Below are 14,756 nucleotides of genomic sequence, written 5' to 3'. Positions count from 1 at the left end.
GTCCCAGGGGAGAGGGCCCAGCCCGCGGCGTGTACACATCCTCGGTGTCACGGCGTCAAAACGCAGCGCATCTCCTGGGCATGAGCAGCCGCCCGACCGGCGGGTCGGCCTCGGCGAGGTGTTCGCCGGTGATCGTCACCTGCGCCTGAACGAATGTCTCGATCACTACAACGCGCATCGACCGCATCAAGCTCGTGGTGAGCATGTGGCGCCGATGCAAGGCCGGATCGAACGCCACAAGGTCCTCGAAGGAGCGATCAACGAGTACCGCCGAGCTGCCTAGGTCGACGGGTGGAAACCCCAGATCAGACCCTATCGGCGAGTTTTGACGCGCTACACGTCTCCGCCGTGGGGGGCGATCGCGCCGAGCTCGCTGGAACACCCGATAATACTGAGGTGATCGACAACCAGATGCCGGGACCGCGCCCGTTGCTGCGCCGCCCCGAGGACGGCGAGCTGATCGACGTGGCGGGAGTGGCGCACTTCTTCCGGTTGACGGGCGAGCATACCGGCGGCCGTTTCGCGTTTGAGGAGTTCACTCTGGCGGGGGGTGTGGTGGGTGCTCGTCCGCATGTGCATCACGGGCACGATGAGTATTTCTATGTCCTGCGGGGCGATCTGACCCTGCACCACGGCGATGGGGAGGTGACGGTCGGTCCCGGGCATCTGCTCGCTGCGGAGCGTGGAACCCCGCACGGCTTCCGCAATGCCGGTACCGAGTCGGTTCATGCCCTGTGCCTTTATACGCCGGCTGGTTACGAGGGTTACTTCCGTGAGGTGCATGCGGCTGTGGCGGCCGGCGCGGAAGTGACCGACGAGCTCCTGGCGGAGTTCCGCGCCCGCCACCGCACCAGCTCGTTCTAGCCGGTGCCGGGCGCTGATCCCGGGAAGGTAGCCGCCGACCGGGCAATGCTCGCGCAGGCCATGACCGCCTCCCGCCGCAGGTAGGGAGCGCTGATGGAGGAAGCACCGCGCTGGCTGGCCGCCGCCTGCCCGACCAGCGCTGACACTGGAGTTCGACGTCACACGATCCGGCCAAGGTTCTGATCTACGGCAACGCAATCGCGCGTACCTGGTGGTGCGAGCCTTACCGACACCCCGTGTTCGTGGCGGCCGAAGGAGCGCCGGTAGGCCGCTGGTGTGGTGCGTACCATGGCGTGGAAGCGCCTGCGGAGGTTGGCGGCCGAGGACAGGCCGACCCGGACCGCGATCGTCTCCACGGGGAGCTCCGTCTCCTCCTCCAAAAGGGCCTGGGCCGCTGCGACGCGCTGCTGGAGCAGCCATCGGCCGGGGCTGACGCCGAGTTGGTCGGCGAACCTGCGGGCGAGTGTCCGCGGCGAAATCTTGGCCTGTGAGGCGAGGTCGTCGACGGTGAGGGGTTCGTGCAGCCGTTCGGCGGCCCAGTCAAGGATGGGGGCCAGAGATTCCGGCTGGCGGTCGGCGAGGGGCGCGGTGCTGTACTGCAGTTGCCCGCCCTCGCGGTGCGGGGGCATGACCATGTGCCGGGCGACGTGCGCGGCGTAGGCGGCGCCGTGGTCGGCGCGGGCCAGGTGCAGGCACAGGTCGATACCGGCGGCGGTGCCGGCGCTGGCTGGGCACACCGGCGTACACCTTTGTCGAGCAAGGCCGTGCACATCTTGCGTCCGGAGTGCCGCGCTCAACCTCCAGGTCTATGACGTCGACCCGCGTCCCCACCCCCAGACAGTTTCAACCGGCCAGGCGAGCCACCGGCACGCGTGCTCGGCAGCAAACTCCGCTGGCTGTCGCAACGGCCGGGGAGGCATTCCCTTCACGATCTGGCCACGTCCCGCAAACTAACGTCTGTAGCTACGTGTCCTCCTTCAACACGAGACGGCCAGTATGAGGATGCAGGGGAGAAGTAGGTTGGGCGCGGACAGTTTCCGAGCGAAAGGACGAATGCATGTCCAGTGCGAATATGTTCAGCGTCTACGGACGAATGACCGCACTGCCTGGGCGGCGCGACGAGCTGATCGCCTTGCTTCATGAAGGGTTCCGCGGTGGCGGTGATGACAGCGGCTTGCTGACCTACAGCATCAACACAGCTCCTGAGGACCCGGACACGATTTGGATGACACAGTTGTGGACCGATAAGGAAGCACACGACGCCACCACCCGGTCCGAAGCGGTCGCAACGGTGACCCAGCGCCTTCCTCCACTCCTGGCCAAGCAGCCCGAAGGCTGCTACGGCCATGCCGTCTACGTTCACGGCCGAACGGCTGAGTGACGAGGAAGAAGAGCCCCCGCCCTGAGACGGCGCCAGGCAGCGGACCCGTCATGGCGACGTCACACCTTCAAGTTCAGTCGGGCAGAAGGGCTCCGCGCCGTGTCCGCCGGGTGGCGGCCAGTCCTCCCGCCAGGCCGCTCACCGCGCAGACCAGCACCAGCCCGGCGTACTGCGGCAGAGAGTAGGCGAACCACGGCTCGCCGGTTACGGTCTTGCCGAGCATGGTGAGCGAAGCGGCGGCGATGCCCGTTCCGAGCAGCGTACCGATGCACGTCACGATCAACGTCTCCCAGCACACCGCTCTCGCGAGCTGCCGCGGCTTGGTCCCCACTGTGCGCAGCAGCCGGAATTCTTCGGTCCGCTCGGCCATCGTCATGGCCGTCGCGTTGAGCACCGAGATCACGGTGTAAGCCACCGCCGGTCCCACCAAGATCGGGGCTGCCCACACCGACGGCCCGGTACGGGTCACACCCGCCGCCGCATCGGTGGTCGCCACGGCGAACAAGAAGGTGCACGCCAGCGCCACGGTCAACATCACTGGAGACGCCGCCGACATCGCCCGGCGCGGCTGAGCGACCAGCGAGGACCTGGCCAGCATCCCAGCTCCCGGATCAAGCCGGGCCGCCACGGCTCCGAGCAGCCAGCCCATCCCACGCACCGCGACGGGGCCCAGCGCGGACGCGGCCACGCAGAGCGCCATCGTCGCCCCCAGCGCCGTCGGCGCCGCGTCCGTCGGCTTGAGCTGCGGCACGAGCCAGATCAGCACGGCGCCGCCGGCCAGCGCCACCCCTCCGGCGACGGCCCTGGGCCAGGACAGCAGTCGCCGCTGCGCCGCGCTGTCCCGCAGCACCTCCAGGGGGCCCACGCCTACCGCCTTACGCGCCGCGACCCGGGCCGCCAGCAGCGTCACCGCTAGCCCGACCACCAGCGCCACGATGAACGGCCCCGGCGTGACCTCCACCGGGACGCCTCCCGGCGCCCGGCCGAGGGCCTGTCCAGGACGTCGACGATCTGCCCGTCGGTCAGGAACAGCACGGTGTGGGCCCGGGCCGCCGCCTCTGGATCGTGCGTGACCATGACCACCGTCTGGCCGAACGCGTCGGCCGCCTCCCGCAGCAGCGCCAGCACCTCGTGCCCAGTGCGGCGGTCCAGCGCCCCTGTCGGCTCGTCGGCGAACAGCACCTGCGGCCTGCCGAGCAGGGCGCGGGCGATCGCCACCCGCTGCTGCTGGCCACCGGACAGCTGCGCCGGGCGATGCCCTTCCCGTCCGGCCAGGCCGACCCGGTGCAGCAGTTCGCGCACGTGGGACGGGTCGGGTCGCCGTCTGGCCAGTCTGCTGGGCAGGATCACGTTCTGCCAGGCGGTCAGCGACGGCACCAGGTTGAATGCCTGGAAGATGACGCCGACCCGATCGCGGCGCAGCACCGCCAGTTCGTTTTCACCGAAGCGGGCGATGTCCTGCCCGCCGATGCGAACCGCCCCCGAATCCGGCCGGTCCAATCCCGACGCGCACTGCAGCAGTGTGCTCTTACCTGACCCCGACGGGCCCATCACGGCGGTGAAACTGCCACGCGGGAAGGCGAAGCTGACCTGCCGGAGCGCAGCCACTTCGGTAGCGCCTCTTCCGTATGTCCTGGTCACTTCCTCAAGGCAAACCGCATGATCACTCATGATCAGCAGCGTGCCGGAACGCGTGTGTCTCGCCCATCCGGTATCTCCCCGACCGGCCCCTGAGGCTCCCCGCACGCGCCCTGACATCTCATCTGGGTCTCCTGCTCGGTGTGACTGCCAGCTCTGCTACTTACAGTGCGGAGTTGCAGGACTGCATGGCGTAAATGCGGCAGGCGGGTGTGGCTGGTCCTCTCCAAGAGGGCTGGTTGTACCCCTGTTAGAACACGCCGATGGTGTGTCCGTTCCACCATTCTTTGGCGGTCTTGATGGCTCCGACGGTTCGCAGGCAGCCTGAGGCAGGGCGGGCGCCGTCAGAACGGCGAAGCCGCTCGCCAGTCCAAGGAGTCAGCGGCGCCCTGGGGTCCGCGCATCTGGATCTTGGGGGCTGACAGCGCACGCGTCGGAGTGATTCGATGAGCTTCGACGACGATCATGGGGGGCGGCGTGATCCGGATCGAGTTGGGCCCGGAAGGGCTGGGGCGGGCGCGGCTTGCGGTGTCGCCGCTCATGGTGGCGGCCAACCTGCTGCACGCACTGGTGTACGACCCGCGGTCGGTCGAGGTCGCGTGGCGGGGCCAGGCCAGGGAAGCGCTGCGCGAGCACGGGCTCGAATTGCTCGCGGTGTTGGGCGGCGGCGGGCCGGGCGGGTACGCGCCTGATTTCGTGCGGCCGGTACCGCTCACCTTCGATTCAGCCCTGGATGCGGAACTGCACCAGGTCGCCACCGCCCCGGCCGAGCGGGTCCGATACGAGGTGATCGGCGCGCTCGGCGGCCGCTCCTGGGATCCGCTGCGCGCCGACCGGGGCGCCCGGCTACTGCATGAGGCGCTCCGGCAGGGGGAGGACCGGCTTGCGCGCCGTGCGGCCGACCAGCTCGACAGGTTCTGGCGGGAAGTCCTGGCGCAGCGGTGGCCACGGCTGGAGGCCGACCTGTACGGCGACATGGACGCTCGCGGCACCACCATGGCCAGGCACGGCGCGATCAGCGCCGTCGACCGGCTCGGCCCGAGCCTGTACTGGCGCGACGGCGGTCTCGACCTGCCGCTCGTCGCTCCTACCCGCGATCTGAAGATCGACGCCGACACCGTGGTCTTCGTCCCAAGCCCGTTCACTCGCCGGGTGAGCATCTGCGCCGACGAGTTCGGGGAGGCGCCGGACCCCCGTGTCCCAGTGATCATCTATCCGGCGGCCACCGGTGCTCCCGCTTCGCTGACCGGCGAACTGATCGGCGACACCCGGAGCCGCATCCTGGCCGAGCTCGGCCGGCCGAGCACCACCAGCGAAGTCGCCCGCCGGCTGCACCTCAGCCCCTCGACCGTCTCCTATCACCTGCAGATCCTGTACCGCGCCGGCCTCCTCCAGCGCACCCGTCAATCGCTCGAGGTCCGTTACCAACGACGCTGAACCACTGGCCGGGAGTGCCAAGCGTGTACGACCGCGGTCAGTCGACAAGGCGTGGCATGCCTCGATCCGAGAGGGGGTGCGAAAGGGGAGGTATGCGATATATCGCATCGAACGTGGTCGAATCTCTTGGCTTCCGGCGCCGCGCCTTCCATGATCGGACCTGCTCGCTGCGCCCGCTGACCAGAGAGGTCCGGTTCCTGTGCACCTCCTATCTCTCGCCCGCAGAACATCGGCCGCCGTCGTGGTCTCCACGATCGCTGCCTTCGGCGCCGTGGTCGCCGGTCCGACATTGCGCGGTTTCATAGGCGCCCTCGCGAAGACCGGCGTGGCCAGGAAGAGACTTCAGACCCCCGACCAGGCGTCCCACGCGTTTGGCGACCACGACGAGTGACGATCAAGCGGAGCCCTCAACCGAATACACATCAATCCGCATACGCGGCCCCACCAGCAGAAGGCCGAGCCGCCGGCGCCGCCCGCAGAGGCGGTCGGCGCGCCAAATCGTCACCCCTCCTCGAAGGTGGCCGTCGTTGCGAACTCGAACTTCTCCCACTACGCCGACTGATCGCGTTCGCTCGATCCAGCGCCGCACCCTGGGCGTGCTGTCTGCGGTCCAGATCATCGGCGGCGTGGGGGTTGCCGTCGGGCTCGCGCTCAGCTCGGTCGTGGTCGACGAGCTGTCGGGCTCCACGGTGATCAGCGGCTTCGCCGGGACCGCCACCGTCCTCGGCGCCGCTCTGCTGGCCCTGCCCACCGCCAGGGCATCCGGCTGGGGCGGGCGGCGGGCGGGACTGACACTGGCGTACGTGGCCGCGCTGACCGGCTGCGCGATCTCGGTGGTCGCGATCAGCCAGCGCATGTGGCCCCTTCTGCTGGCCGGTCTGGTTCTGGTGGGCGGCGGCAGCGCGGGCGGCCTGGCGGCGCGCTACTCGGCGACGGATCTGTCGCCGAAGGGACATGCGGCCAGGCACCTCTCCCTGGTCGTTTGGGCCGCCACGATCGGCTCCGTCGCGGGCCCCAACCTGGTCGAGTCCGCCGACCAGATCGGCGTGCGGCTCGGGCTGGTGGAGAAGGCGGGGCCGTTCGCGTTCGCGGCGGTTGCCTTCACCCTGGCGCTGGTGGTCATCCTCGTCTTACTACGGCCCGACCCGTACACGCTGGCCCGGCAGTTGCATGGCGACAAGGGCAGCGCCCTGAAGGGCGACCGTACGATCAGGACCGCCTGGCAGACGTTGCGCACCACCCCGATGGCCCGCCGCGCGCTCGTCATGATCGCGGTGAGCCACACGGCCATGGTGTCGGTCATGTCGATGACCCCGGTCAAACTCCACCACGACGGCTCGACCCTGGACATCATCGGCCTGGTGATCAGCCTGCACATCGCCGGCATGTACGTCCTGTCGCCCGTGGTGGGCTGGCTCGCCGACAAGGCGGGCAAGATACCCGTGCTGATCCTGGGCATGGCCCTGCAGCTCAGCGCCGCCGTCCTCGCGGGTACGGCCGGCCACCACGTCTGGCAGGTCACCATGGCCCTCGTGATCCTCGGCCTCGGCTGGTCGTGCGGTCTCGTGGCCGGATCCGCCCTGGTCACCGAGTTGGTCCCGATCGACCGCCGACCGGCCGTCCAGGGGCTGTCGGACCTGTTGATGAACGTATGCGGCGCCACCGCCACGATCATCGCCGGCGCGGTCGTCGGACTCCTGTCGTACGGCGTGCTCAACCTGGGCGTTGGCGTCATGACCGCACTGGCGGGCATCTGGATCGTCACCATCCAGCAGCGCCGGGACCTGACGGCTGGAGGCCCTATGGGTACGTAGATCTCATCAGCTCAGGTCCGGCGGTGGCGTGTGGGGTGCCAGAAGTCGTGCAGGGCGGTTGGCCTGGTCATCTACCCTCCAAGCTCGTGTTCGTCCTCGGTTTCGCCTGCGGCCTGCATCTTGCCCCGCTCTGTGCCGCCGACAATGTCATCCGCGCAGGTCATCGGGCATGTCCGGGTCCTCCTGGCCGGCACCCGCCTCGGCTCTTGAAGGGGGCCGATCGCGGCAGGATGATCACTTGTGCTCTTCGGCCTGGCATATCTGATCGTCACGAACGCCTTTGCCGCGCTGCGGTTGCTGCCGATGGGGGATCGGGACAAGGATACCGAGATCGCGGCTCCTCGTGCGTCCGGACACCGGTCTGCGCTGGCACCCGCGATGTGCTGAAGCGGTGTCACGCTCGCACCTGTCAGAAGTAGCGGCCTTGGCGCCCGCCCCCCGTGCGCTCCATCCGCACGCTCATTCTGCGGCTGGTCCGGGAGAACCCCTCGTGGTTACCGGCGAGTGACAACCCTCGGTATCAAGGTCGCGCCCTCCACCGTCTGGGAGATCCTCAAGCCGCTTGACCTGAGTGGATGAGATTTCGGCGGGCGCAATGTCTCGTGATCTTCTACCGGTTTCTGTGCCGAACACCCTTGACGTGGGGCGATGGGCATGAGGTACATTCCTCGTCAATCGTCTGGAAAGTTCCCAGACAGTAGGGAGGCCTGGTGGAACAGCGCGCCGGAAGCCCTCAGCTGCTACGCCGGATCAACGACCGCGCGGCGCTGCTGGCCCTGCTCGACCGAGGGCCACTGACCCGGCTGGAGCTGGAAACACAGATCGGGTTGTCGAAACCGGCGACGGCCGACCTGCTGCTCCGGCTCGAGGAGAGCGGCCACGTGCTGCGTGCCGGATTCCGGGAGGGCGGAAAGGGGCCGCGCGCGCAGCTCTGGGCGGTCAACGGCGCGCTCGCCCATGTGGCGGCCGTCGACCTCACCCCGCAGGTGCTGGACATCGCGGTGTCCGATATCTGCGGGGAGATCGTCGCAGAGTACCGATACCGTCCCGGCGAGGAAACTGACCTCGGTGTGGAGGATCTGCGCCGTGCGGTCTCCACCGCGGCCGGCGAGGTCGGCCTGGGCATCGAGCAACTGCACCGGGTGGTGGTGGGGCTGCCGGGTTCGGTCGACAAGCGCACCGGGCACCTGGGCTTCGCGCCGCATCTGCCGGCGTGGCAGGGCTTCGACGTCCTGGACCGGCTCTCCGGATCGCTCGGCACCTCGGTGGCGGTCGAGAACGACGTGAACCTGGTCGCTCTCGACGAGATGGCGGTCGGGAGGGCGGTCGGGGTCGACGACTTCGTGCTGATCTGGATCGGCCGGGGCATCGGCGCCGCGGTGGTCTCCGGGGGGCGGCTCCTGCGGGGCGCCTCCGGCGGCGCGGGCGAGATCGATTGGATGCCCTGCCCGCAGGCCGGCGTGACCGGCGTCCAGCGGGTCGGGGACGTGCTCGGCACCAGGGCGGTGATGGCGCTGGCTCGCGCGCACGGCCTGGCCGGAGATGATCTGGAGAAGCTTCTCGCGGAGGATGCCGGCGCTGACCAGGTCGCGCGCTCGGCCTTCCTCCGTGACCTGGCCCGCCGGGTGGCGCTGGCCGTGGCGGGCGTGGTGTCGGTGGTCGATCCCGAGTTGGTGGTCCTCACGGGCGATATCGGCCGAGCCGGCGGCAGCCTCCTGTGCGACCTGGTCGCCGAGGAGTTGGGCGAGCTCGTCCTTCCCCGGCCGGCGATTCGACCAAGCCTGGTGACCGGAAACCCGGTCCGTTCGGGCGCGCTGCGGCTGGCCTTGGCCGGAGCGCGCGAAGAGGTGTTTGCCATCCCCTCCTGACGGCAGCCTCCAACCCTTGACCTGGCCATGGCGGCGGGTCAGCAGTTCACCCCCCTTGGAGGGTTTCGATGCGACGAATCGGTGTCGCGGCGGCGTGTGTGGCATTCGCGCTGCTGGCAAGTGCGTGCGGGGCGGTAGATACAGGGTCGTCGGGTACGGCCGCTGCTCCGAGTGCCGACGAGAAGGTATCCCTGTCCGTGTGGAGCAAGTTCAGCGGTCGCGAGCTGGGCGTGCTCCAGAAGGCGCTGGACGGATTCCACGCCAAACACCCCAACATCACCGTCAACAACCAGGGGAGCCAGGACGACGACAAGGTCGCCCAGGCGATCAGAGGGGGAAACCCCCCGGACGTCGCCATCTCCTTCTCCACCGACAACATCGGCCAGTTCTGTTCCAGCGGCGCCTGGCAGGACCTCAAGTCCTACATCGCGCGCGACAAGCTGGACCTGAACCTGCTTCCCACCGCCACCCGCGCTTACACCGAGTTCAAGGGCACCCGGTGCGCGATGCCGCTGCTCGCCGACGTGTACGGCCTCTACTACAACAAGGCGATGTTCGCCAAGGCCGGCCTCGACGGGCCGCCGAAGACGATGTCGCAGCTGTTCGAGTACGCCAAGAAGCTGACGGTCTTCAACCCCGACGGCTCCATCAAGGTCGCCGGCTTCGTGCCCACGATCGGCTTCTACGCCAACCACGTGCAGATGTGGGCGGCGAGCTGGGGCGCCCAGTGGACGGCCCAGGACGGGAAGTCGGCCCTCGGCACCGACCCTCAATGGCAGGCGATGCTGGAATGGGCCAAGAAGTTCACCGACTTCTACGGCAAGGACAAACTGGCGAAGTTCACCGCCGGCCTCGGTCAGGAGTACTCGCCGGACCACGCCTTCGAGAAGAGCCAGATCGCCATGATGATGGACGGTGAGTTCCGCACCGCCTTCATCGCGGCCGAGGCGCCCACGCTGGAGTACGCCACGGCTCCGTTCCCGGTCGCGGACAACAAGCCGGAGCTGTACGGGGGCGGCTACACCACAGGCACGATCATCGGGATCCCGAAGGGCGCCAAGAACGCCGGCGCAGCCTGGGAGCTGGTCAAGTACTTGACGACGGATCCCGCGCCCCTGCAGGAGCTGGCCCATGGCCTCAAGAACGTACCTTCCACGATTCCCGCGCTCAACGACCCGGCGTTGCAGCAAGACGCCCACTTCAAGACCTTCCTCGACATCTTCGCCAGCCCCAACCTGGCCACGAACCCGGCGAGCTCCAACGGCGGCGCCTATCTCAAGACCACCGAGGACTTCGCCAGCGCCTACCAGGGCGGCGGTGTCCCCGACCTGAAGGCGGGCCTGGCGAAGACGGGCGCGCAGGTCGACGCCGACGCCAAACTCGGCAGCTGAGCAGCGATGACCGTCACACCGCAGGTGGTCGGGTCCGCCTTCGTCAGGCGGATCCGGCCCCGGCCGGGACACTGGATACGGCCGCTGGTCTTCATGGCGCCCGCGCTGGCCGGGTTGGCGCTGTTCTTCGCCTACCCGCTCGGCGCCCTGGTCTACTACTCCTTCACCCGTTACGACCTGCTCAACGACGAGGTGTGGGTCGGGCTGCGCAACTACGTCCACCTGCTGGCGGACGATCCGCTGGCCAGGAAGGCGGCGTACAACACGGTGTGGCTGGTCGTCGTCATCACCGTGCTCCGCCTGGTCTTCTCCACCGGCGTCGCGGCCGTGCTGGCCCGCGTCAGAAGCGGCGCCGGGCTGTTCAGGACCCTGGTCTATCTGCCCGCGCTGGCCCCGCCGGTGGCGGCCACCCTGGCCTTCACCTTCCTGTTCAATCCGGGCACCGGGCCGGTGAACACCATGCTGGGCTGGTTCGGGATCTCCGGTCCGCTGTGGTTCAGCGACCCCGCGTGGGCCAAGCCCGCGCTGACCCTGCTCACCTTGTGGGTCTCAGGCGAGCTGATCATCATCTTGCTGGCGGGGATGCTCGACGTGCCCGCCGAGCTCTACGAGGCGGCCGGGCTGGACGGCGCCGGGCCCGTCAGGCGGTTCTGGCACATCACCCTGCCCTCGATCGCGCCCGTGCTCGTCTTCGGGGTGATCAACTCCATCATCCTCGGGCTGCAGTACTTCACCCAGGCCGTGGTGGCCGCGTCGGTGGCCTCCGGGTCGGCCGACATCGCCGGGAGCCAGCGGGTCATCGGCTATCCGGACAACTCCACACTGACCTTCCCCGTCTGGCTCTACCAGCAGGGATTCCACTACTACAACATGGGCTACGCGTCAGCGATGTCGGTCGTCCTGTTCGTCGTCTCGACGCTGTTCACGGTGCTTTTCGTACAGCGTCTGCGCCGCGCGTCCCATGTCGAGGAGGCGAACTGATGGCCACCCTCACAGCCCGCAGTGTCGACTCCGGCCGCGCATCCCCGCGCCGATCAGCGCGGCGTCGGCCGAAGCGACGCGGCGTCCTGCGCTGGATCGCGGTGCACAGCATCGCGCTGGCGATCGGGGTGATGTTCGTCCTGCCGTTGGCCTTCGTCGCGCTCACCGCGTTCATGTCCGACCAGCAGGCGCTGACGGCCGGCCTGTGGCCGCGTTCCTGGCATCCGGAGAACTTCGCGGAGGTGTTCCACACCGCGCCGCTGCTGGCGTATCTGGGCAACAGCGTGCTGTATTCGCTGCTGGCCACGGCCGGGATGCTGCTGTCGAGTGTGCCGGCGGCCTACGCGCTGGCTCGGATGCGGTGGCGGGGCCGCCAGGCGGTGTTCCTGGTGGTGATCTCCGCCATGATGATCCCGCCGCAGGTGCTGTCCGTCCCGCTGTACATCCTGTGGGCCCGCCTCCACCTCACCGGCACCCTGTGGCCGCTGATCCTGCCGTACTTTCTGGTCGACGCGTTCAGCATCTTCCTGCTGCGGCAGTTCTTCCTCACGGTGCCGCAGTCGTATCTCGACGCCGCCCGGGTGGACGGCTGCGGCGATCTGCGCACGCTGCTTCGCGTGCTGCTTCCGATGACCCGGCCCGGCATCGCCGCCGTCTCCCTGTTCTGTTTCATGTACACCTGGAACGACTACTTCGGCCCTCTCCTGTACGCCGGGGAGAACCCGGACCGGTGGACGCTGTCGCTGGCGTTGGCCTCGTTCCGGGGTGCGCACCAGGTGCAGTGGAACCTGACCATGGCCGCGACAGTGGTGGTCATGCTGCCCGTCATCCTCCTTTTCGTGTTCGCGCAGAAGTCCTTCGTCCGAGGGATCACCTTCACAGGAGTCAAAGGTTGAAACTCACCGTCGTCGGGGGCGGCTCCACCTACACCCCGGAGCTGGTCAGCGGGATCGCCGATCGTCACGCCGCGCTCGATATCGAGGAGATCGCGCTGGTCGACCCCGACCTCGACCGCCTTGAGGTCGTAGGCGGGTTCGCCCGCCGCCTCCTCGATCAAGCCGGTCACCCGGCCAAGCTGAGCCTCACCGCCGATCTGGAGGCCGGTGCCGACGGGGCGGCAGCCGTACTGCTCCAGTTGCGCGTCGGCGGACAGCGCGCCCGCGCGACCGACGAGACGGTGCCGCTGGAGTGCGGTTGCGTCGGCCAGGAGACCACGGGCGCGGGAGGCCTTGCCAAGGCGCTGCGCACGGTGCCGGTCATCCTCGACGTGGCCGAACGGGTGCGGCGGATCGCCGGCGAGAAGACCTGGATCGTCGACTTCACCAACCCGGTCGGCATCGTCACCCGGGCGCTGCTCGACGCCGGTCACCGCGCGGTGGGGCTCTGCAACGTCGCCATCACCTTCCAGCGCTGGGTTGCCGGGCAGCTCGGCGTCGCCCCTGACAGGGTCGCCCTTGAACACGTCGGGCTGAACCATCTGACCTGGGTGCGTGCGGTACGGGTCGACGGTGTGGACGTGCTGCCGCGCCTGCTGGCCGACCACGCCGACCGGCTCGCCGAGCACGTCGGGCTGCCCGCCGCGGTGATGCGCAGGCTCGGCGCGGTGCCGTCCTACTACCTGAAGTACTACTACCGTCACGACGCGATCGTGACCGAGCAGCAGGCCCGCCCGTCACGGGCCGAGACCGTGGCCGGGCTCGAGAACAGTCTCCTCGAGCTGTACCGTGATCCTGTCCTGGTCACCAAGCCGGCGCTGCTGGAGCAACGGGGTGGCGCCTACTACTCGGAGGCGGCCGTCCAGCTCGTGGCGTCCATCCTGACCGGCCGGGGAGATGTGCAGGTGGTCAACACCCGCAACGGCTCCACCCTGCCGTTCCTGCCTGCCGACGCCGTGGTGGAGGTCCCTGCGCGGATCACCGACGCGGGTCCCGCACCGCTGCCGGTGGCCCCGCTGCCGCCGATGATCGCCGGACTCGTGGCGCACGTCACCGCGTACGAGAGTCTGGCGCTGGAGGCGGCGCTGCACGGAGGGCGGGACCGAGTGTTCGACGCACTGATGGCGCATCCGCTCATCGGACAGATCGACCAGGCGGAGACTCTGGCCGACCGGCTGGTCTCGGTCAACCGTGACCTCCTGCCGTGGGCGGCGGCGTGATCGACGCGGTGCTGGCGCTCGACGGCGGCAACTCCAAGACCGACGTCCTCCTGGTCACGACCGACGGCACGGTTTTGTCCCAAGTGCGCGGCCCGGGGGTGTCGGCGCAGCGGGTGGGTGTCGCCGCCAGCGCCGCCGCTCTCGACGCGCTGGTCCAGCAGGCGGTGCGTCAGTTCGATCCAGCTGCCCGGGCGCCTTACGTCCGCCACACGGCGGCGTACCTCGCCGGAGTCGACTTCGGTCGGGAGCAACAGGCGCTGACACAGGCGCTGGAGGAGCTGGGCTGGTCCGAAGGGATCACCGTCGACAACGACACCTTCGCCCTGCTGCGCGCCGGCACCCCGCGCGGGCATGGGGTAGCGGTGGTCTGCGGGGCGGGCATCAACTGCGTCGGTGTCGCACCCGACGGTAGGACCCTGCGGTTCCCGGCGATCGGCCGGCTGTCCGGTGACTGGGGCGGCGGCCTGTTCCTGGGCGACGAGACGCTGTGGCGGGCGGTGCGGGCCGAAGACGGCCGCGGCCCCGACACCGCGTTGCGCCCCCTCGTCACCGCCCACTTCGGGGTGTCCTCGGTGGCCGAACTCGTCGAGCAACTCCACTTCGGCGACGTCGGTAGAACCCGGCTCCAGGAGCTCAATCCCCTGCTGCTGGCGACCGCGGGGCACGGTGACACCGTGGCCAGGAAGGTGGTCGATCGGCTCGCCGACGAGGTGGTCCTGCTCGTGTCGGCGGCGCTGCGCCGGCTCGACCTCCTGGAAGTCCCCGTCGACATCGTGCTCGGGGGCGGCGTCCTCGCCAGCAGTGACCCGTACCTGCTCGACCGCATCCACACCGGCTGCGCCCGCACAGCCCCGAAGGCAACGCCTCGCGTGGTCGACGTGCCCCCAGCCGTCGGCGCCGCGTTGCTCGGCCTGGACGAACTTGGCGCGAGCGCCGACGCGGAGCACCACCTACGCGCCAGCTACCGCACCGGCACCGCAGGCGAACCGAGCACCACCACATGACCGCCGTTCGTGCCTGCATGTGCCGCGTACATATGCGCCCTTGACCCGCAGGTCCGCCCGGCTGGGCCGCCCTAGCGACAATCTCTACGCCCTTCACCGATCAGGGAACGACCACGCCACGCACAGGGCAACCGGCGCAGGCGCTCCATCACTGCACCTGCCTGCTACGCCGGGACTGCACAAGTCCTCCTCCCGTACGCACCCCGCTGGAGGAGGACTTGTG

General features: G+C 69.0%; 15 protein-coding genes. 11 read left to right on the top strand and 4 right to left on the bottom strand.

The annotated features are described in order from the left end of the window. Window positions 1–55: 55 nt before the first annotated feature. The gene (locus tag ACIBHX_RS23735; RefSeq protein ID WP_397069373.1) at window positions 56–238 is read right to left on the bottom strand and encodes a hypothetical protein; all 183 of its coding nucleotides are present in this window, start codon (window positions 236–238) and stop codon (window positions 56–58) included. A gap of 158 nt (window positions 239–396) precedes the next feature. Here ACIBHX_RS23735 and ACIBHX_RS23730 point away from each other — a divergent pair, with 158 nt between their 5' ends. Beyond that, window positions 397–864: a cupin domain-containing protein gene (locus ACIBHX_RS23730; protein ID WP_397069372.1), complete on the top strand. Its 468-nt coding sequence runs from the start codon at window positions 397–399 to the stop codon at window positions 862–864. 158 nt (window positions 865–1,022) lie between these two features. Here the strand turns inward: ACIBHX_RS23730 and ACIBHX_RS23725 are convergent, their stop codons facing one another. Beyond that, a complete protein-coding gene (locus ACIBHX_RS23725) occupies window positions 1,023–1,601 on the bottom strand; it encodes a helix-turn-helix domain-containing protein (protein WP_397069371.1) in 579 nt (192 codons plus the stop codon). 320 nt (window positions 1,602–1,921) lie between these two features. On the opposite strand from ACIBHX_RS23725, the gene ACIBHX_RS23720 reads away from it, so the two are divergent. After that, the gene (locus tag ACIBHX_RS23720; protein ID WP_397069370.1) at window positions 1,922–2,245 is read left to right on the top strand and encodes a putative quinol monooxygenase; all 324 of its coding nucleotides are present in this window, start codon (window positions 1,922–1,924) and stop codon (window positions 2,243–2,245) included. A gap of 73 nt (window positions 2,246–2,318) precedes the next feature. Here ACIBHX_RS23720 and ACIBHX_RS23715 read toward each other — a convergent pair whose 3' ends face one another. Next, the gene (locus ACIBHX_RS23715) at window positions 2,319–3,206 is read right to left on the bottom strand and encodes an FtsX-like permease family protein (RefSeq protein ID WP_397069369.1); all 888 of its coding nucleotides are present in this window, start codon (window positions 3,204–3,206) and stop codon (window positions 2,319–2,321) included. Next, entirely contained in the window at window positions 3,158–3,916 is a 759-nt protein-coding gene (locus tag ACIBHX_RS23710; RefSeq protein ID WP_397069368.1) for an ABC transporter ATP-binding protein, read from the bottom strand. The genes ACIBHX_RS23715 and ACIBHX_RS23710 overlap by 49 nt, the downstream gene beginning before the upstream one ends. 444 nt (window positions 3,917–4,360) lie before the next feature. Here ACIBHX_RS23710 and ACIBHX_RS23705 point away from each other — a divergent pair, with 444 nt between their 5' ends. The 9 genes from ACIBHX_RS23705 to ACIBHX_RS23665 all read left to right on the top strand — a co-directional run bounded on the left by ACIBHX_RS23705 (window position 4,361) and on the right by ACIBHX_RS23665 (window position 14,533). Next, window positions 4,361–5,320 carry a winged helix-turn-helix domain-containing protein gene (locus ACIBHX_RS23705; RefSeq protein WP_397069367.1) on the top strand — a complete coding sequence of 320 codons (960 nt, stop codon included), beginning with the start codon at window positions 4,361–4,363 and terminating at the stop codon, window positions 5,318–5,320. A gap of 596 nt (window positions 5,321–5,916) precedes the next feature. Beyond that, entirely contained in the window at window positions 5,917–7,134 is a 1,218-nt protein-coding gene (locus ACIBHX_RS23700) for an MFS transporter (protein ID WP_397069366.1), read from the top strand. A 240-nt stretch (window positions 7,135–7,374) separates the two neighbouring features. Then, window positions 7,375–7,521 (top strand): hypothetical protein, encoded by a 147-nt coding sequence (locus tag ACIBHX_RS23695; protein ID WP_397069365.1) that lies wholly within the window; start codon window positions 7,375–7,377, stop codon window positions 7,519–7,521. A gap of 323 nt (window positions 7,522–7,844) precedes the next feature. Further along, window positions 7,845–9,002, top strand: a complete 1,158-nt coding sequence (locus ACIBHX_RS23690) for an ROK family protein (protein WP_397069364.1) — start codon at window positions 7,845–7,847, stop codon at window positions 9,000–9,002. Window positions 9,003–9,199: 197 nt separating this feature from the next. Further along, entirely contained in the window at window positions 9,200–10,393 is a 1,194-nt protein-coding gene (locus ACIBHX_RS23685; protein ID WP_397069363.1) for an extracellular solute-binding protein, read from the top strand. 6 nt (window positions 10,394–10,399) lie between these two features. Then, window positions 10,400–11,374, top strand: a complete 975-nt coding sequence (locus tag ACIBHX_RS23680) for a carbohydrate ABC transporter permease (RefSeq protein ID WP_397069362.1) — start codon at window positions 10,400–10,402, stop codon at window positions 11,372–11,374. After that, window positions 11,374–12,270, top strand: coding sequence for a carbohydrate ABC transporter permease (locus ACIBHX_RS23675; protein ID WP_397069361.1), 897 nt, complete (start codon window positions 11,374–11,376; stop codon window positions 12,268–12,270). The genes ACIBHX_RS23680 and ACIBHX_RS23675 overlap by 1 nt, the downstream gene beginning before the upstream one ends. Beyond that, entirely contained in the window at window positions 12,267–13,529 is a 1,263-nt protein-coding gene (locus ACIBHX_RS23670) for a 6-phospho-beta-glucosidase (protein WP_397069360.1), read from the top strand. The genes ACIBHX_RS23675 and ACIBHX_RS23670 overlap by 4 nt, the downstream gene beginning before the upstream one ends. Further along, window positions 13,514–14,533 (top strand): N-acetylglucosamine kinase, encoded by a 1,020-nt coding sequence (locus tag ACIBHX_RS23665; RefSeq protein WP_397069359.1) that lies wholly within the window; start codon window positions 13,514–13,516, stop codon window positions 14,531–14,533. The genes ACIBHX_RS23670 and ACIBHX_RS23665 overlap by 16 nt, the downstream gene beginning before the upstream one ends. Window positions 14,534–14,756: the final 223 nt, after the last annotated feature.

Origin of the sequence: Nonomuraea sp. NPDC050536 (assembly GCF_044457685.1) — a bacterium.
Lineage (GTDB): Bacteria > Actinomycetota > Actinomycetes > Streptosporangiales > Streptosporangiaceae > Nonomuraea.
This window is presented reverse-complemented; position numbering and strand designations above follow the sequence as displayed.

Bases quoted from the DNA above. Each gene is read 5' to 3' on its own strand.
- ACIBHX_RS23680 (WP_397069362.1), top strand. From the start codon at position 10,400: ATGACCGTCACACCGCAGGTGGTCGGGTCCGCCTTCGTCAGGCGGATC.
- ACIBHX_RS23675 (WP_397069361.1), top strand. From the start codon at position 11,374: ATGGCCACCCTCACAGCCCGCAGTGTCGACTCCGGCCGCGCATCCCCG.
- ACIBHX_RS23720 (WP_397069370.1), top strand. From the start codon at position 1,922: ATGTCCAGTGCGAATATGTTCAGCGTCTACGGACGAATGACCGCACTG.
- ACIBHX_RS23710 (WP_397069368.1), bottom strand. From the start codon at position 3,916: ATGAGTGATCATGCGGTTTGCCTTGAGGAAGTGACCAGGACATACGGA.